The 17,926-nt window shown below is 49.4% G+C and carries 15 protein-coding genes and 1 riboswitch; of the genes, 9 read left to right on the top strand and 6 right to left on the bottom strand.

Annotated features, from left to right (window positions below):
• Nucleotides 1-14 precede the first annotated feature (14 nt).
• Complete coding sequence (gene glnE, locus EDF88_RS21640) at nucleotides 15-2,864, top strand: bifunctional [glutamate--ammonia ligase]-adenylyl-L-tyrosine phosphorylase/[glutamate--ammonia-ligase] adenylyltransferase (protein ID WP_134187248.1); 2,850 nt, start codon at nucleotides 15-17, stop codon at nucleotides 2,862-2,864.
• Nucleotides 2,865-2,919: 55 nt separating this feature from the next.
• Nucleotides 2,920-4,350, top strand: a complete 1,431-nt coding sequence (hldE, locus tag EDF88_RS21635; protein WP_064516066.1) for a bifunctional D-glycero-beta-D-manno-heptose-7-phosphate kinase/D-glycero-beta-D-manno-heptose 1-phosphate adenylyltransferase HldE — start codon at nucleotides 2,920-2,922, stop codon at nucleotides 4,348-4,350.
• A 45-nt stretch (nucleotides 4,351-4,395) separates the two neighbouring features.
• Here the strand turns inward: hldE and ubiK are convergent, their stop codons facing one another.
• Nucleotides 4,396-4,680: a ubiquinone biosynthesis accessory factor UbiK gene (gene ubiK, locus EDF88_RS21630; RefSeq protein WP_064516068.1), complete on the bottom strand. Its 285-nt coding sequence runs from the start codon at nucleotides 4,678-4,680 to the stop codon at nucleotides 4,396-4,398.
• Nucleotides 4,681-4,814: 134 nt separating this feature from the next.
• Nucleotides 4,815-4,962, top strand: a riboswitch (FMN riboswitch).
• A gap of 96 nt (nucleotides 4,963-5,058) precedes the next feature.
• Here ubiK and ribB point away from each other — a divergent pair.
• Entirely contained in the window at nucleotides 5,059-5,712 is a 654-nt protein-coding gene (gene ribB / locus EDF88_RS21625; protein WP_134187173.1) for a 3,4-dihydroxy-2-butanone-4-phosphate synthase, read from the top strand.
• Between the two features lie 49 nt (nucleotides 5,713-5,761).
• Here ribB and zupT read toward each other — a convergent pair whose 3' ends face one another.
• Entirely contained in the window at nucleotides 5,762-6,529 is a 768-nt protein-coding gene (gene zupT / locus EDF88_RS21620) for a zinc transporter ZupT (protein WP_064516072.1), read from the bottom strand.
• A gap of 199 nt (nucleotides 6,530-6,728) precedes the next feature.
• Here zupT and ygiD point away from each other — a divergent pair, with 199 nt between their 5' ends.
• Nucleotides 6,729-7,517, top strand: a complete 789-nt coding sequence (gene ygiD, locus EDF88_RS21615; RefSeq protein WP_134187171.1) for a 4,5-DOPA dioxygenase extradiol — start codon at nucleotides 6,729-6,731, stop codon at nucleotides 7,515-7,517.
• A 153-nt stretch (nucleotides 7,518-7,670) separates the two neighbouring features.
• Here ygiD and EDF88_RS21610 read toward each other — a convergent pair whose 3' ends face one another.
• The 3 genes from EDF88_RS21610 to tolC form a co-directional block, all read right to left on the bottom strand.
• Nucleotides 7,671-8,831 carry a glutathionylspermidine synthase family protein gene (locus EDF88_RS21610; protein WP_134187169.1) on the bottom strand — a complete coding sequence of 387 codons (1,161 nt, stop codon included), beginning with the start codon at nucleotides 8,829-8,831 and terminating at the stop codon, nucleotides 7,671-7,673.
• A gap of 6 nt (nucleotides 8,832-8,837) precedes the next feature.
• Complete coding sequence (locus EDF88_RS21605; RefSeq protein WP_064516077.1) at nucleotides 8,838-9,512, bottom strand: DUF1190 family protein; 675 nt, start codon at nucleotides 9,510-9,512, stop codon at nucleotides 8,838-8,840.
• Between the two features lie 169 nt (nucleotides 9,513-9,681).
• Entirely contained in the window at nucleotides 9,682-11,175 is a 1,494-nt protein-coding gene (gene tolC, locus EDF88_RS21600; protein WP_279586349.1) for an outer membrane channel protein TolC, read from the bottom strand.
• A 207-nt stretch (nucleotides 11,176-11,382) separates the two neighbouring features.
• Here tolC and nudF point away from each other — a divergent pair, with 207 nt between their 5' ends.
• The 5 genes from nudF to parE are packed head-to-tail and all read left to right on the top strand — an operon-like array spanning nucleotide 11,383 to nucleotide 15,808.
• Complete coding sequence (gene nudF / locus EDF88_RS21595; protein ID WP_064516081.1) at nucleotides 11,383-12,015, top strand: ADP-ribose diphosphatase; 633 nt, start codon at nucleotides 11,383-11,385, stop codon at nucleotides 12,013-12,015.
• A gap of 2 nt (nucleotides 12,016-12,017) precedes the next feature.
• Nucleotides 12,018-12,440: a DUF1249 family protein gene (locus tag EDF88_RS21590; RefSeq protein ID WP_064516083.1), complete on the top strand. Its 423-nt coding sequence runs from the start codon at nucleotides 12,018-12,020 to the stop codon at nucleotides 12,438-12,440.
• 25 nt (nucleotides 12,441-12,465) lie between these two features.
• On the top strand, nucleotides 12,466-13,293 hold the full coding sequence (gene cpdA / locus EDF88_RS21585; protein ID WP_064516085.1) for a 3',5'-cyclic-AMP phosphodiesterase: 828 nt from the start codon (nucleotides 12,466-12,468) through the stop codon (nucleotides 13,291-13,293).
• On the top strand, nucleotides 13,293-13,868 hold the full coding sequence (gene yqiA, locus EDF88_RS21580) for an esterase YqiA (RefSeq protein ID WP_064516087.1): 576 nt from the start codon (nucleotides 13,293-13,295) through the stop codon (nucleotides 13,866-13,868). The genes cpdA and yqiA overlap by 1 nt, the downstream gene beginning before the upstream one ends.
• Before the next feature lie 44 nt (nucleotides 13,869-13,912).
• A complete protein-coding gene (parE, locus tag EDF88_RS21575; RefSeq protein WP_064516089.1) occupies nucleotides 13,913-15,808 on the top strand; it encodes a DNA topoisomerase IV subunit B in 1,896 nt (631 codons plus the stop codon).
• 175 nt (nucleotides 15,809-15,983) lie between these two features.
• Here the strand turns inward: parE and EDF88_RS21570 are convergent, their stop codons facing one another.
• The gene (locus tag EDF88_RS21570; RefSeq protein WP_166672005.1) at nucleotides 15,984-17,708 is read right to left on the bottom strand and encodes an EAL domain-containing protein; all 1,725 of its coding nucleotides are present in this window, start codon (nucleotides 17,706-17,708) and stop codon (nucleotides 15,984-15,986) included.
• Nucleotides 17,709-17,926 lie beyond the last annotated feature (218 nt).

Here is a 17,926-nt window from a genome sequence, read left to right as displayed (position 1 = left end):
GGGACACGACCATGATGTCGCAAGCGCCACTATTACAGCAGCATTTGCAGGCGGCGCTGGCGCGTCTGCCACAAGAGATTGACCGCCAGACGTTAAGCCCTGAGGCTCAGGCTGTTCTGGCGTTTAGTGATTTTGTTTGTGACAGCATGGCGGCCTATCCCGCATGGCTTGAAGAATTACAGCATTCTCCACCGCTTGCCGACGAATGGCAGGACTACGCGGCCTGGCTGCAGCAAGCGTTGCAGGAGGTCGATAGTGAACCCGCATTAATGAGCGCACTGCGCCTGTTCCGCCGTCGCATGATGGTGAGAATTGCCTGGTCACAGGCGTTGCAGCAGGTGCCGACTGAAAGCTCCCTCCAGCAATTAAGTGCCCTTGCAGAAACGTTGATTATCGCCGCCCGTGACTGGCTTTATGCAGCATGCTGCCGCGAGTGGGGCACGCCGTGTAACCAGGCGGGTGTCGCACAACCGCTGATGATACTCGGGATGGGCAAACTTGGCGGTGGGGAGCTGAATTTCTCCTCCGATATCGACCTGATTTTTGCCTGGCCGGAAAACGGTTCAACCCAGGGTGGGCGCCGTGAATTGGACAATGCCCAGTTCTTCACACGCCTCGGTCAGCGCCTGATTAAAGTCCTCGATCAACCGACGCAAGACGGCTTTGTTTATCGCGTCGACATGCGCCTGCGTCCGTTCGGTGACAGCGGCCCGTTGGTAGTGAGCTACGCCGCATTAGAAGATTATTACCAGGAACAAGGCCGCGACTGGGAACGCTACGCGATGGTTAAAGCGCGTATCATGGGCGATAACGATGACGCATGGAGCCAGGAGCTGCGCAACATGCTGCGGCCTTTTGTCTTCCGTCGCTATATTGATTTCAGTGTTATTCAGTCGCTACGAAACATGAAAGGGATGATTGCCCGTGAAGTGCGCCGCCGAGGGTTGACCGATAACATCAAACTCGGCGCGGGCGGCATTCGTGAAACTGAGTTTATCGTCCAGGTATTCCAGCTTATTCGTGGCGGGCGCGAGCCATCTTTGCAGTCGCGCTCTTTGCTACCCACTCTTGAAGCTATCCAGCATTTACACCTGCTGCCAGAAGAAAATGCCGTAAAACTCAATGCGGCCTATTTATACCTTCGCCGTCTCGAAAACCTGCTGCAAAGCATTAATGACGAGCAAACGCAGACTTTGCCTGGCGATGAGCTGAACCGTGCTCGCCTGGCGTGGGGCATGAATGCGCAAACCTGGGACGAGCTGCAAGTCACCTTGCAACAGCATATGAGTGCCGTGCGCCAGGTGTTTAACGAATTGATTGGCGATGACGAACCGGAACCGGGTGAAGATAAGCTAGCTGAAGCCTGGCGTGAGCTATGGCAGGATGCGCTGGATGCCGATGTGAACACGCCGGTTCTCGAGCATTTAACGTCGCAAGCGCGGGGTGAAGTTTTACGCCTGGTGAGTGATTTCCGCCAGGACACTGACAAGCGCACCATTGGGCCGCGTGGCCGTCAGGTGCTGGATCAACTGATGCCACGCTTGCTGTGTGAGGCCTGTTCCCGCAGCGATGCACCGTTGCCATTGTCTCGTTTAACACCGCTGTTACTCGGCATAGTTACGCGCACGACTTATCTTGAGTTGCTGACGGAATATCCGGGGGCGCTTAAACACCTGATTACGCTGTGTGCTGCGTCACCGATGATTGCCAGTCAACTGGCGCGTTACCCGCTTCTGCTTGATGAACTGCTCGATCCGAATACCCTTTACCAACCGACCGCCACCGATGCTTATCGTGATGAGTTACGCCAGTATTTGCTGCGCGTGCCGGATGACGATGAAGAACAGCAGCTAGAAGCGTTGCGTCAGTTTAAACAGGCACAGTTGCTACGCGTGGCGGCGGCTGACATTACGGGCACACTGCCGGTGATGAAAGTGAGTGACCACTTAACCTGGCTTGCTGAAGCGATGATTGACGCTGTTGTCCAGCAAGCCTGGGCGCAAATGGTCTTGCGATACGGCCAGCCGAAGCACTTACAGAACCGTGAAGGGCGCGGTTTTGCGGTTGTCGGCTACGGCAAACTCGGCGGCTGGGAGCTGGGTTATAGCTCCGATTTGGATCTGGTATTCCTGCACGATTGCCCATCGGATGTCATGACCGATGGCGAGCGTGAAATTGATGGTCGCCAGTTCTATTTGCGCCTAGCGCAACGTGTTATGCACCTGTTTAGCACCCGTACTTCCTCAGGTATTTTGTATGAAGTGGACGCACGTTTACGCCCCTCTGGCGCGGCGGGAATGCTCGTCACCACCACTGAAGCCTTTGCTGATTATCAGCAAAACGAAGCCTGGACCTGGGAGCATCAGGCCCTGGTGCGGGCGCGAATTGTCTATGGCGATCCGCTGCTTAAGCAGGAGTTCGATGCGATTCGCCGCAAGATTTTGTGTGTACCGCGTGAAGGTGAAAAACTCCAGACTGAAGTGCGGGAGATGCGTGAAAAAATGCGCGCGCATCTGGGTGGGAAAACGCGTGAACGCTTTGATATTAAAGCCGATGAAGGTGGCATTACCGATATCGAGTTTATCACTCAATATCTAGTATTACGTTATGCGGCGCGAGCCCCAAAATTGACGCGTTGGTCTGACAATGTGCGCATTCTGGAATTAATGGCGCAAAACGACATCATGAGTGATGACGAAGCGAAAGCGCTGACGCATGCTTATGTCACGTTGCGCGATGAACTTCATCACCTGGCATTGCAAGAGCTGCCTGGAAACGTGGCAATGGATACATTCACTCAAGAGCGCGAGCAGGTATTAACAAGCTGGCGTATGTGGCTGAGTGAGCCGCAAACACGCGCATAAGATTAATTGTGATATTATCCGCGACAAAATTTTATCCCTCTCTGGAGAGTCAGGAATGAAAGTAACGCTGCCCGAATACAGCCGTGCAGGCGTCATGGTAGTTGGTGATGTGATGCTGGATCGCTACTGGTATGGCCCTACAAGCCGCATCTCGCCGGAAGCTCCGGTACCAGTGGTGAAAGTCGATAACATTGAAGAACGTCCTGGCGGCGCGGCTAACGTGGCAATGAATATTGCTTCGTTGGGTGCTAATTCTCGCCTGGTGGGTTTGACGGGCATCGACGATGCTGCGCGGGCACTCAGCCAGACGCTGGCCGGTGTGAACGTTAAGTGCGATTTCGTTTCGGTGCCGACTCATCCGACAATCACCAAACTGCGTGTACTTTCCCGCAACCAACAGCTGATTCGCCTCGATTTTGAAGAAGGCTTTGAAGGTGTTGATCCGGAACCTTTGCACGAGCGTATTAGCCAGGCTTTGCCGCACATTGGCGCGCTGGTGCTTTCTGACTACGCAAAAGGCGCGCTGGCAAGTGTTCAGCATATGATTAGCCTTGCGCGTGCTGCAAACGTTCCTGTGCTTATCGATCCGAAAGGGACCGACTTTAATCGCTATCGCGGTGCTACGCTGCTAACGCCAAACCTCTCTGAATTTGAAGCGGTTGTTGGCAAGTGTAAGAACGACGAAGAGCTGGTGGAACGCGGTATGAAGCTCATCGCGGAATACGATCTTTCTGCTTTGCTGATCACCCGTTCTGAACACGGCATGACGCTGCTGCAACCGGGTATTGAACCGTTCCATCTGCCGACGCAGGCGCAGGAAGTTTACGATGTGACCGGTGCAGGTGACACGGTCATTGGCGTACTGGCGGCAACGCTTGCTGCGGGTAATTCGCTGGAAGAAGCATGCTACTTTGCCAATGCAGCGGCAGGCGTAGTGGTGGGCAAACTGGGTACTTCTACCGTTTCGCCAATTGAGCTGGAAAACGCAGTGCGTGGTCGTGCGGATTCAGGTTTTGGCGTGATGACCGAAGCTGAGTTAAAAGTTGCTGTGGCGAACGCGCGTAAACGCGGTGAAAAAGTCGTAATGACTAACGGCGTTTTCGACATTCTTCACGCAGGCCACGTTTCGTATCTGGCGAATGCACGCAAACTTGGCGACCGCCTGATTGTTGCGGCAAACAGTGATGCTTCAACCAAACGCCTGAAAGGTGAAACCCGCCCGGTAAACCCGCAGGATCAGCGCATGATCGTGTTAGCAGCACTGGAAGCGGTGGATTGGGTGGTGTTGTTTGAAGAAGATACTCCACAACGGTTGATTGGCGAGATCTTGCCTGACCTGCTGGTCAAAGGTGGCGATTACAAACCGGATGATATTGCCGGGAGTAAAGAAGTCTGGGCCAACGGTGGTGAAGTGATGGTGCTGAATTTTGAAGATGGTTGCTCAACCACAAACATCATTAAAAAGATTCAAAGCCACGACGCATAAGCCCCGCAAAGCACAATAAAAAACGCCCCTGGTCAGGGGCGTTTTTTACATCTGTGGTTCGGTCGGCGGAGTAACTTCCGGTGCCTGAACGCTACGGCTCTCAAGCTCGGTTAAACGCTGCTCCAGTAACGCCAGTTTTTCTCGGGTGCGCAGCAGTACTTGAGTCTGCACATCAAACTCCTCGCGGCTGACCAGATCCAGACGGGTTAACTGTGACTGCAAAACCTGACGTACTTTCTTCTCGACATCATCCCCGAATTCACGAATCCCTTTCGGCATTGACTCGTGGACCTGGCGTGCGATCTGTTCAATTTTTTTCGGGTCAATCATAGTGGCTTCCATCATCTTACGGGATTGTCATACGCGATTAGTTTTAATTGTAATGCCTGTTAGGCTCGTTAGAAACCCGAAATGTTATAAGGTTTGGCGTTGCCAGAGAAAATCATCGGCGTTATAGTAAGTCTGCTTATTCTCAGGGCGGGGTGTAACTCCCCACCGGCGGTAAATCAGCAAACGCTGAAAGCCCGCGAGCGCTCCAGAGCAATCTGGAGGTCAGCAGATCCGGTGTAATTCCGGAGCCGACGGTTAAAGTCCGGATGGGAGAGAGTAACGACTAAGCTCAAGCTTTTAAGCCTGCTCACGTTATTTTTATAGCTCCTAAGACTGCCCTGATTCTGGTAACCATAATTTTAATGAGGTTTTTTTACCATGAATCAGACGCTCCTTTCTGCATTTGGCACCCCTACACAACGCGTTGAACATGCTCTTGAAGCACTGCGTGAACGCCGCGGGGTAATGGTTCTTGACGATGAAGATCGCGAGAACGAAGGCGACATGATTTTCCCAGCGGAAACCATGACCGTTGAGCAAATGGCTCTGACCATTCGCCACGGTAGCGGTATTGTTTGCCTGTGCCTGACCGAAGAACGCCGTAAACAACTCGAATTGCCAATGATGGTTGAGAACAACACCAGTGCCTATGGCACAGGGTTTACTGTGACAATCGAAGCTGCAAGCGGTGTGACTACCGGTGTTTCTGCTGCAGACCGTATTACGACTGTGCGTGCCGCGATTGCTGATGGCGCAAAACCAAGCGACCTGAATCGCCCAGGCCATGTGTTCCCGCTGCGTGCTCAGCCTGGTGGCGTGTTAACTCGCGGTGGCCATACTGAAGCAACCATTGATTTGGTCACGCTTGCGGGTTTCAAACCTGCTGGTGTGTTGTGTGAGTTGACCAACGATGATGGCAGCATGGCGCGTGCACCAGAGTGCATCACCTTTGCCCGCCAGCACAATATGGCTGTTGTGACGATTGAAGACCTGGTGGAATACCGTCAGGCTCATGAACGCAAAGCCAGCTAACTCTCGCTAAAAAGCAAAAAGCCCGGTTTTTCTACACCGGGCTTCTTTTTTAGCCGATTCCGTTGCTTTGTAGCAACGTCAGACTAAACCCCATCACCGCCATACCGCAAAGAACGCCGTAACTCGGATTGTTATGCGGGTCGATTTCTTTCGCGAGCGGCATCAGTTCATCGACCGACAAAGCCACCATAATGCCCGCGACGGCAGCCATAATTGCTGCCATCAAAACAGGCGAAATCATCGGGCCTAAGATCAGCCAAGCCAACACGCCCCCAAGAATTTCTGCCAGCCCGGAAATCCCTGCCCAGAAGATAGCTTTGCGCTTTGAACCCGTAGCCGCGTAGACCGGGCCTGCCACAGCCAAACCTTCAGGAATATTGTGCAATGCCACTGCGAGCGCGATCCCCATGCCTAATTCCAGGTTGCTGCTGGCGGTAACAAAGGTCGCCACACCTTCTGGGAAGTTATGCAGGCTAATACCAAGAGTCAGCAACAACGCTGTGCGGCGTAAATTACGCGGCTGCGGTTTGCTGTCCATCAAGTCTTGCGGATGTGCATGGGGCAGGGCGCGGTCAAGTGCGAAGTAGCCCAGCAAACCCAGCATAAACATGCCATAACCCAATACGGGCGACATTCCTTCGGTGTGGAGTGCGGCAGGCAGCATTTCCATAAGCGAGATAAGCAACATAATGCCCGCTGCAAAGCCGAGGGAAAATGCCAGCACACGGTTTGATGGCTTCTGGCCGAGCACGCCAAGAAAAGCACCAATAAAAGTGGCTCCCCCTGCTAATAGGGTCAGGATCAAGGGTACTGACATTTATCACTCCTTTTGATAATGATTCTCATTAATATTAATGGGCGATGTGATAAAAATCGAGAGCCAGTTGAGAAGCTTTACACATCGCTTACATTCAAATTTCCTGAAGATCTTCATCATGCTTATCTGAGTTCTTCATAGCGTAAAAGCGCGTACTGTAGCTTTCATAAACTGAATTACCTGATTAAAGGACACCACCATGAAAACTCAACGAATGCCTGCGCTGTTCCTAGGACACGGTAGCCCAATGAACGTGCTGGAAGATAACCAATATACCCAGGCCTGGCGCCATTTGGGAGAGACCTTACCGCGTCCAAAAGCAATTGTGGTGGTATCTGCGCACTGGTTCACTAAAGGCACGGGTGTTACGGCAATGGAAACGCCAAAAACTATCCATGATTTCGGTGGTTTCCCACAGGCCCTGTACGATACCCATTACCCGGCCCCGGGTTCCCCTGCGCTTGCACAACAGTTAGTTGACCTTCTGGCACCCGTTCCGGTGATGCAAGACAAAGAAGCCTGGGGATTTGATCACGGCTCCTGGGGCGTGCTTATTAAGATGTACCCGAATGCCGATATTCCAATGGTACAGCTCAGTATCGACAGCACTAAACCGGCGGCATGGCATTTTGAGATTGGCCGCAAGCTGGCGACATTGCGCGATCAGGGCATCATGCTGATTGCCAGTGGTAACGTGGTTCATAACCTGAGAACTGCGCGCTGGCACGGTGAAAACACGCCATATCCATGGGCTGAGTCATTTAACCAATATGTGAAAGACAATCTCACCTGGCTTGGGCCGGTAGCCGAGCACCCACTGGTTAATTACCTGGAACATGAAGGCGGATCGTTATCTAACCCAACAGCGGATCACTACCTGCCGTTGTTGTATGTTCTCGGGGCATGGGATGGCAAAGAGCCAATTACGCTGCCGACAGACGGTGTCGAGATGGGATCGTTGAGTATGCTTTCTGTTGTTATCGGATAAAAAAAGGCGCGAATTTCGCGCCTCAGATTGCTTGCAAAGGTAGATAAACGGGTTTTGTAGGGTGGATTAGCGTAAGCGACATCCACCAATTTATGTCGGATGTCGCTTACGCTAATCCGACCTACGAAGGCGAAAATCTAAACCTTTTTATTGTTACTCTACAAACACATGCGGATAGAAGCGCGAAAGATCCTGAGTGATCAGCTCGCGATCTTCACGAATACCAATACCCGCAGGTTGATCGTTGATAAGCCAGCTGCCGATCAGCACATAACTGTCACCAAATTTTGGCAACTGATAGAACTCCTGCACGATCATGCCTTCATCTCCGTAAGGGCCATCAACACGGGCAATTTCTTCGCCGTTTTCGATGATCTTCACATTCGCACCTTCGCGGGAGAAGATGGGCTTCACAACGTACTTATCCATCGCCGGATAGTTATCTTCAGCGAAATAAGCAGGCAGCAAGTTTGGATGATTCGGGAACATTTCCCACAGCATTGGCAGCAACGCTTTGTTGGAGATAATGCTCTTCCAGGCAGGTTCCAGCCAGCGAACGCCAGCATCTTCGAGTTTGGTGGAGAACATTTCACGCAGCATGAATTCCCACGGATAGAGCTTGAACAGGTTACTGATAACCTGATCCTGCACATCCGTGAACTGGCCTTTCTCGCCCAGACCAATTTCTTCCATGTAAACAAATTCGCTCGCCACTTCTGCTTCAGCTGCACAATCTTGCAAATACTGGACAGTACCGCGATCTTCTACAGTGTCCTGGCAGCAGGCAAAATGCACCAGGTTGAAACCGTGTTGCTGTTTTAATTCAGCAAAACGCTCAATGATCTTCTCTTGCAGGCTGTTGAATTGATCGCTTCCCGCAGGCAAATTCCCAGCCTGAACCTGGTCTTCAAGCCAGATCCACTGGAAGAATGCCGCTTCGTATAAAGACGTTGGCGTATCGGCATTGTTTTCCAGAAGCTTAGGTTCACCAATCCCATCCCACGCGATATCCAGGCGTGAGTAAAGAGACGGCTGCTGAGTGCGCCAGGACTGACGTACAAATTCCCAGGTGTGCTTAGGAATGCGGAACTTAGCCAGCAGCTCATCGCTACTCACTACTTTTTCCACAACTTTCAGGCACATCTGGTGCAGTTCAGCGGTGACTTCTTCCAGGCGTTCAACTTGGGGGAGCGTTAGCTTGTAATATGCGTCTTCACACCAGTACGGCTCGCCATACATGGTGTGAAAGTTAAAACCGTATTCAGTGGCTTTCTCGCGCCAGTCCGGGCGCTCAGTAATCGCAATTCTTTCCATAATTTCTTAGCCACCCATGGAGCGAGAAGAACCTGTTGCGCTGTTGCTGCGCTGCATAGTTGATTGTTTGGCGACTGAGTCACCGAAACCGCCACGAGTTACAGTGCTGGTGGTTGCAGGTTTTGGCGCCATGGCTGTTTTTGGAACTGTAGCCGTACGGCCTGGTGTGGCTGCACCATAGCTTTTGCCGGTGGCATCCGCATATTTACCGTAAGCCGGGCTCGCTGGATTTTTAGAGCTAAACAATGGTTGCTGCGCGAAGCCCGCTCCGCCGCCCATCAGACGACCCATCATGTAGCCCGCCATCAGCGGCATCCAGAAGCTGCCACTTTGTTGTGGCTGAGCCTGAGCTTGTTCACCTGCCATGCTGGCTTGTGCAGGGGCTTGCTGACATTGGCCTTCACCAAACTCAGCAATACATTCTTCGCGCGAAGCGTATTTCGGTGCGGTACGTTCTGCTTCTTTCAGCGCGTTGTTAAAGGCAGTAGTACATTCAGCACTTTTACCAGGGTTGGCCTGCGAGCAGTCATCCGCGTTTTGATACATGGAAACTGTTTCGTCATTTTGCTCGCAACCGGCAAGCATAAACACCGCGGTAACGGCCAGTGCAACTGGCGTTAAATGGCGGGCGTTCCAGCTTTTGCGGAACGATGCGTGATTTATGATTTTTGTCCGTTTCATTGTTCTGTCCTGAGCCCAAAGGAATGAAGCTAATATTGCGTTTAGAATAGGGGATGAATGGTTGAAATTAAAGCGATGACGGCTGTTTGGAGGGAGATCTTTACTTTGCCTTACGTTCGGATGCGTAAGTTGTGACGGGGGCATGTTGTCATGCCCCCGAAATATCCGATCAGTTACCGAATGGGTTAGCTGATTTTTTGTTTGTTGCTGAGACTGGAGTAGCTTTTGCAGGCGTCACAGGCTCAGTGGTTGCAGCTGTATCGGCTGTATAACCATCTGCACGAGCGTTCTGGTCTGGCGTTTCTGGAGCAACGCTTTCAGCGGTCGTTGGCACTGGTTTACCCAATGCACTGTTCAGCGAAACCAGATCCTGTTCGTTAAGCGTACCCAACGCAGCCTTAATGTTCAGTTGGTTGATCAGGTAGTTATAACGAGCGCTGGAGAGCTGTTGTTTCGCGTTATACAGCGTTGTGGTCGCATCCAACACATCAACGATGGTACGAGTACCTACGGAATAACCTGCTTCCGAAGCATCTAAAGAGCTTTGGGCAGAGACAACCGCTTGTTTGTAAGCGTTGATAGTGCTGATAGATGCGTTCACGTTGTTAAACGAAGAACGAACTGTTTGCACGACGCTACGGTGCGCGCTTTCCAGTTGCTCACTTGCGCCAACAAAGTTGTATTGCGCTTGTTTCACCTGAGAAGTCACAGAACCGCCGCTATATAGTGGCAGAGAGAAGTTCAGGCCGATTTTATTCTGGCCAGCATCATTGTCACTGTACTGCGCGCTATTGGTTTTGGAACCGCTGTAGGTCGTATTGGCAACACCAGTAGAAGCGGTTAAACCGACGGTTGGCATATGGCCGGTTTCTGCGTAGCGGATTTGCTCGCGAGCCAAGTCTTGAGACAGACGCGCTTGCAGCAATGCCAGGTTACGTTTTTCCGCTTCTTTCAGCAGATTATTCACCGCATCAGGTTTATTAGTTTTGAAGCCATCAACATTGAGCGAAGCCAGAGACGGATAGTAATTACCGGTTACCTGGCGCAGCGTTTCTACTGAGTTATCCAGGTTGTTGCGTGCAGTCACTTCGTCCGCTAATACGCTATCGTATTGCGCACGGGCGTTCTGTACGTCGGTAATGGCAACCAGGCCTACGTTAAAGCGCTGAGTAGTTTGGTCTAACTGGCGATAAATAGCCTGTTTCTGCGCTTCGGTGAAGGACAGTGCATCAATGGCACTCAGCACATTAAAATAGGCAGTCGCAGTATTGAGAATCAGCGTTTGTTGATCGGTCTGATAAGTGACGTCTTGAATACCGGCTGATTTTTCTTGCAGGGTCAGAGCACGCCATTTCGACATATCAAAAATGGTTTGCGTCAATTGCAAAGAGCCACTTGTTTGGCTGGAGTCGATACCATTCGAATCATTGAAGCCATTGGTGTATTCATAATCAGCACCAAGGCCGAGCTGTGGCAGTAATGGGCTGCGTGCTTCGTTGATTTTTTCGAATGCGGCATCACGGTCAGCAGCGGATTTACGCAAGTCCGGGTTGCTTAAACGTGCCTGCTGATAAACCTGCATCAGGTTTTCTGCCTGGCTCATGGCACTGAAACCCGTTAGGCTCAGACCGATAAGAATTGGGAGCAGTTTCTTCATTTGCATTCCTTGTTGTGAAGCAGAAATTGTTTGTTAGCGCTGACAAGAGCCGAAAATGATCGCCGATTCTAGCAGAGTCTGCCAGCTGGGAAGCTTGGCGTAATGTGCCATCTGCCCTTAATTTTCATCAATCTACCACATAGGAAATGAAACGGCAGTCATACCAACTTGAATTCGCACATTTCATGACCATAAAAATATCAGGAAACCAATATGACTAAGCAAAAAGATCAACTTGTCACGTTAGGTAAAAACGATGTTGAAATTATTGCACGGGAAACGCTTTATAGCGGTTTTTTTTCGCTAGATCTTTATCGCTTCCGCCATCGCCTGTTTAATGGCGAAATGAGTGGTGAGGTTCGGCGTGAAATTTTAGAACGCGGGCACGCTGCAGTACTGCTACCCTATGACCCTGTGCGAGACGAAGTTGTATTGATAGAGCAGATTCGGATTGCTGCCTATGACACCAGCGAAAGCCCGTGGTTGCTCGAACTGGTTGCAGGAATGATTGAAGAAGGTGAAAGCGTCGAAGACGTTGCACGCCGTGAAGCCGTCGAAGAAGCAGGTTTGGTTGTGGGTCGAACTAAACCGGTTATCAACTACCTGGCAAGTCCGGGTGGGACCAGCGAGCGTTTATCTATCCTTGTGGGAGAAGTTGATGCTTCGAACGCGCAGGGTATACATGGTCTGGCAGATGAAAACGAAGATATTCGTGTTCATGTCGTGAGCCGGGAACAGGCTTATCAGTTAGTAGAAGAAGGGAAAATCGACAACGCAGCTTCAGTCATCGCACTGCTTTGGCTGCAATTGCATCATGAGAAATTAAGAGCCGAGTGGAACAATTAAACATGAAGCGCTACACACCTGACTTCCCGGAAATGATGCGCCTGTGCGAAACCAATTTCGCGCAACTACGACGTCTGCTTCCTCGTAATGATGAGGTAGGTGAAAAAGTCACTTATCAGGTCAGTAGCGCCCAATATCGACTCATTATTCTTGAGTCGACACGTTATACAACTCTTGTGCAGATCGAACAAACGGCCCCAGCGGTTAGCTACTGGAGCCTACCATCGATGTCGGTGAGGCTATATCATGACGCGATGGTCGCGGAAGTGTGTTCAAGTCAGCAGATCTTTCGCTTCAAAGCGCGTTATGATTATCCTAATAAAAAGTTGCATCAACGCGACGAAAAGCATCAAATTAACCAGTTTCTAGCCGATTGGCTGCGTTATTGTTTGGCGCATGGAGCGATGGCGGTTCCGGTTTGTTAGTGAGGGTGAAACCTAAGGACACCATTTGGAAAGCCTGTTAAATCTTCCTGTGGCCGGTGGGGGCCAGATCAGGATCTTGCAAATTACAGATACCCACCTGTTCTCTGGAAAGAACGAAACGCTGCTTGGTATCAATACCTGGATGAGTTATCAGGCTGTTATTGACGCCATCCTCGCTGAGCAGCGTCATTATGACCTTATCGTTGCAACTGGGGATTTGGCCCAGGATCACAGTGCGCAAGCCTACCAACACTTTGTTGAAGGCATCGCGGAGATTCCTGCGCCCTGCGTTTGGCTCCCAGGTAATCACGATTTCCAACCGGCGATGTTCAGCTCGTTGCTGGAAGCAGGAATTTCCCCGGCTAAACAAGTTTTCTTAGGTGATAGCTGGCAAATTTTGTTGCTGGACAGCCAGGTGTTTGGTGTTCCACATGGTGAATTGAGTGACTATCAGCTCGACTGGCTGGAGCGCAAGCTCTCCGGTGCGCCTGAACGCCATACTCTATTGCTGTTACATCATCACCCAGTCCCTGCGGGCTGTAGTTGGCTGGACCAACATAGCCTGCGCAATGCCGCTGAGCTTGATAACGTACTGCAAAAATTCCCAAAAGTGAAAACTCTGGTGTGTGGGCATATTCATCAGGAGTTAGATCTCGACTGGAATGGTCGGCGCATGCTGGCAACACCTTCGACTTGCGTGCAATTCAAACCTCACTGCTCCAACTTCACACTCGATACCATCGAGCCGGGTTGGCGTTGGTTGGAACTTCATCCAAACGGTGAGGTGACCACGGAGGTTTGCCGGCTGAAGGGTGCGGTATTTAACCCTGATACCGCGTCAGAAGGTTATTGATGTCAACGCTACTTTACTTACACGGCTTCAACAGTTCGCCGCGTTCAGCCAAGGCCACCAGTTTCAAAGCGTGGCTTGCGCAGAACCATCCGCATATCAATATGATTGTACCGGTACTTCCACCGTATCCTGCCGATGCGGCAGAGTTGCTGGAGTCGTTGGTGCTGGAGCATGGTGGCGAACCGTTAGGTGTAGTTGGCTCGTCTTTGGGCGGCTATTACGCCACCTGGCTGTCGCAATGTTTTACGCTCCCAGCAGTAGTGGTAAACCCCGCAGTCCGGCCTTTTGAATTGCTGGTGGATTATCTCGGCACCAACGAGAACCCCTACACCGGGCAGCAATATGTGCTAGAGTCTCGCCATATTTACGATCTTAAAGTCATGCAAGTTGACCCGTTAGATTCGCCAGATCTCATCTGGCTGTTACAACAGACGGGCGACGAAGTGCTTGATTATCGCCAGGCGGTTACTTACTACACCCCCTGTCGCCAGACGGTAGAATCCGGTGGCAATCACGCCTTTGTAGGCTTCGAAGATTATTTCACACAGATCGTCGACTTTCTTGGCCTGCACTAAGGCCTGATGTCGGATTCTTGTTTCGCTATCTGAACGAATAAACCATGACGCAATCCAGTTATAACGCCGATGCCATTGAGGTACTCACCGGGCTTGAGCCTGTTCGCCGTCGCCCCGGGATGTACACCGACACCACCCGTCCAAACCATTTGGGCCAGGAAGTCATTGATAACAGCGTGGATGAAGCGCTGGCAGGCCATGCGAAGCGTGTTGATGTTATTCTCCATGCCGACCAGTCATTAGAAGTCATTGATGACGGGCGGGGCATGCCGGTAGATATCCACCCGGAAGAGGGCGTTCCGGCGGTCGAGCTTATCCTTTGTCGCCTGCATGCGGGCGGTAAATTCTCCAACAAAAACTACCAGTTTTCTGGTGGTCTGCACGGCGTGGGTATTTCTGTTGTTAACGCCTTGTCAAAACGTGTTGAAGTCACTGTGCGTCGTGATGCGCAGGTTTACAGCATCGCGTTTGAAAACGGCGATAAAGTCCAGGAACTGGCGGTGGTCGGCACTTGCGGCAAACGCAACACCGGCACCAGTGTTCACTTCTGGCCAGATGCTTCGTTCTTCGACAGCCCACGTTTCTCCGTTTCTCGTTTAAGCCATTTGCTGAAAGCCAAAGCGGTACTTTGCCCGGGTGTAGAGATCACTTTTACCGATAAAGTGAACAACACCGAGCAGCGCTGGTGTTATCAGGATGGTCTGCAAGACTATCTGTGCGAAGCGATAAACGGCCTGCCGACGCTTCCGGAAAAGCCATTTGTCGGCAACTTTGCCGGTGATGTCGAGCAAGTTGACTGGGCGCTGCTGTGGCTCCCGGAAGGCGGTGAGTTGCTGACGGAAAGCTACGTCAACCTAATCCCAACCATGCAGGGCGGTACTCACGTCAACGGATTGCGTCAGGGTCTGCTTGATGCGATGCGCGAGTTTTGCGAATACCGCAATATCCTGCCGCGCGGCGTAAAGCTATCTGCTGAGGATATCTGGGAACGTTGCGCCTACGTGCTCTCCGTTAAAATGCAGGACCCTCAATTCGCCGGGCAAACCAAAGAACGCCTGTCATCACGCCAGTGTGCGGCATTTGTTTCCGGTGTTGTGAAAGACGCATTCAGCTTGTGGCTGAACCAGAATATTCAGATTGCAGAGCAACTCGCTGAGCTGGCTATTTCCAGCGCCCAGCGCCGTATGCGTGCCGCCAAAAAAGTGGTGCGTAAGAAACTGACCAGCGGCCCGGCATTGCCTGGCAAACTGGCTGACTGTTCTGCACAAGATTTAAGCCGCACCGAATTGTTCCTGGTGGAAGGGGATTCAGCAGGCGGTTCTGCTAAACAGGCTCGTGACCGTGAATACCAGGCGATCATGCCGCTCAAAGGTAAGATCCTCAACACCTGGGAAGTCTCGTCGGATGAAGTGCTGGCATCACAAGAAGTGCATGATATTTCTGTCGCGATCGGTATCGATCCAGACAGCGAAGACCTGAGCCAACTGCGCTACGGTAAAGTTTGTATCCTTGCGGATGCGGACTCCGATGGTTTGCACATCGCCACACTGCTGTGCGCCTTGTTTGTGCGCCACTTCCGCTCCCTGGTTCGTGGTGGTCACGTCTATGTCGCGATGCCACCGCTTTACCGTATCGACCTAGGTAAAGAGGTTTACTACGCGCTGGATGAAGAAGAAAAAGCAGGCGTGCTTGAGCAACTTAAGCGTAAGAAAGGGAAACCGAACGTACAGCGCTTTAAAGGGCTGGGCGAGATGAACCCACTGCAATTACGTGAAACCACGCTTGACCCAAATACTCGCCGCCTGGTGCAGCTCACCATTGACGATGAAGACAACGACAAAACAATGGCAATCATGGATATGTTGCTGGCGAAGAAGCGTTCTGAAGATCGTCGTAACTGGTTGCAGGATAAAGGCGATATGGCAGATCTCGACGTCTAATATCCCTAAGAGTAAATTGATACATTAGCTTAGCTTTGAGCATGGAAGCTCTGGTCAGGCTGTAAAATATCAGAACCAGCTCGTAAGATTTAGTGTGAAAATTATTTTTTGATTTCCGGCAATTATATCGAATTGTCGGAAATCGATCCTTTGCGGTATCGAAGTAAAACCCCTCCTATGCCCCCAATGTATCCAAAAAATCGGATAAAGGAACCGGGCGGTGATACAAATAGCCTTGCTGATAATCAACGTTGTTCTCATGCAAATATTTTGCCTGCTCTTCAGTTTCAACACCTTCCGCAATAACTTTTAAATTCAGTGATTTTGATAATGAGACAACATTTTCTACGATATGGTGAGAGATAGCATCAAGACCAATCATTTTAATAAAACTACGGTCAATTTTGATATAACTTACTGGGAATTTTTGAAGGTAGTGGTGAGTGGCGTACCCTGTTCCAAAATCGTCAAGCGCAAAAAGAATATTTAGATTCTTAAGCGCCACAGCACCCTTTACCGCAATTTTAGCATCAGTATTAAAGTTTCTTTCTGTTATTTCAAATATGGTGGTTATCGAATTACAACTTTCTTTAAATGATCTACTTTTGGTAACGAGCTCCGGATCTTCTAGATGTTCAGGAGAGATATTAATTGATAAGTGAAAATCTTTTGGCAGTTTATGTGCCTTGTCTTGTAAGATTTTTTGCACATTTTCAAGTAATTGATGCGTTACCTTCACAATGATACCGCTTGATTCCATCGCCGGAATAAATGTATTTGGGGGAATGAGCCCCATTGTTGGATGTTTCCATCGAAGAAGTATTTCACAACCAATGATTTTTTTGTTTTTTGTGTCCATTATAGCTTGCGCAAAAGGTATGAATTCATTTTTTTTCATGGCGCGGAGCATATATCTTTTAGAAAGAAAATTATAATGAGAAAACGATTGGAGGAACATAAAAGAAAAAACAATAAATGTTATAATACCTATTGGTAATCCTGCTTGAGTTATTACCCTGATGATTTTTTCTTGTAGAGTTGTATATTGCTCAATATAGAGTACGCCGCTTAAGATCTCTTTATTAGTATGGTTGGAATAAATTCCACCTTTATTTTTAACTATAGAGGAAATATATTTATTGGAAATGTCATTATCACTGGAAATTATAATTTTGTTATTCTTGTCAAAAACTGTTACGTGATAATTATTATCATTGCTTTTGACTATTTTATTTATATAATCGAGATTGAGATCAAGTGATATAGCCCCTTTGAATTCATCTTTATTATAAACAGGCGCTGTAACTGTTAGTATCTGCCCCTTTCCAGCAATATCAATATAGGGTGTTGTGATTTTTACTTCACGTTCAGGATTGTTTTCTGGTGTAATTAAACTCCAGAATGGATCGGTGTACATGCCAGGATTAAAGTAATAAGTGCTAACCTCTTTTTTAGATGAATATGGAGCGATATAAACGAATGAGTTTTTTGAGGTGTAGTAAATCCATGAATATAATTTTGTAAAGTAGCCATTCCCTACGTCAATGTTAAGAGATGCTGCAGCATTTGCTTCATTTTTTATATCAGCATCTAACTTCTCATAAGAACCAAGACCACTAATCATTCCGCCAGTAATATTATTGTGAGGTGTTATTTTAAAATGCCAATTCTCTGATGAGCTATTGTTATTTTTTGGCATTGAAATTTGATTGTAATTATTGCTGGATTGTAAGTTAATTTCCATCTGTTTTCGCAGCATTTCACATAACACAATGCTTACGTTTATTTTTTCACTTATGTTTTTTATATATGAATCAACTGTTTCATTTATACTAACAGTATCTTTTTCCCAATATGAGCCCAACATGGCAGCAACGCAAACAACCCAAATTACTAACAATAGATGCTTTTTATTCATTATTTATGAGGTATTTATAAGTATTTATGCGTTATTATTAAGTAATTAGATTATGTATTCAATGTTTTGATTTGATTATTTCTAAGGGGCATTATTTTACACGTGGCTTGAAAGCAAATGAGTACCAGCGGAAAGCATTGAATCAAGTATTCGTGGTGCTGCCTCAGATAGTGATTTCAAATATGAAAAAGTTAATATAA

Origin of the sequence: Buttiauxella sp. BIGb0552, assembly GCF_004366275.1 — a bacterium.
GTDB classification, from domain to species: domain Bacteria; phylum Pseudomonadota; class Gammaproteobacteria; order Enterobacterales; family Enterobacteriaceae; genus Buttiauxella; species Buttiauxella gaviniae.
The sequence above is the reverse complement of the archived record's forward strand: the minus strand, read 5'-3'. Positions and strand labels throughout refer to the sequence as shown.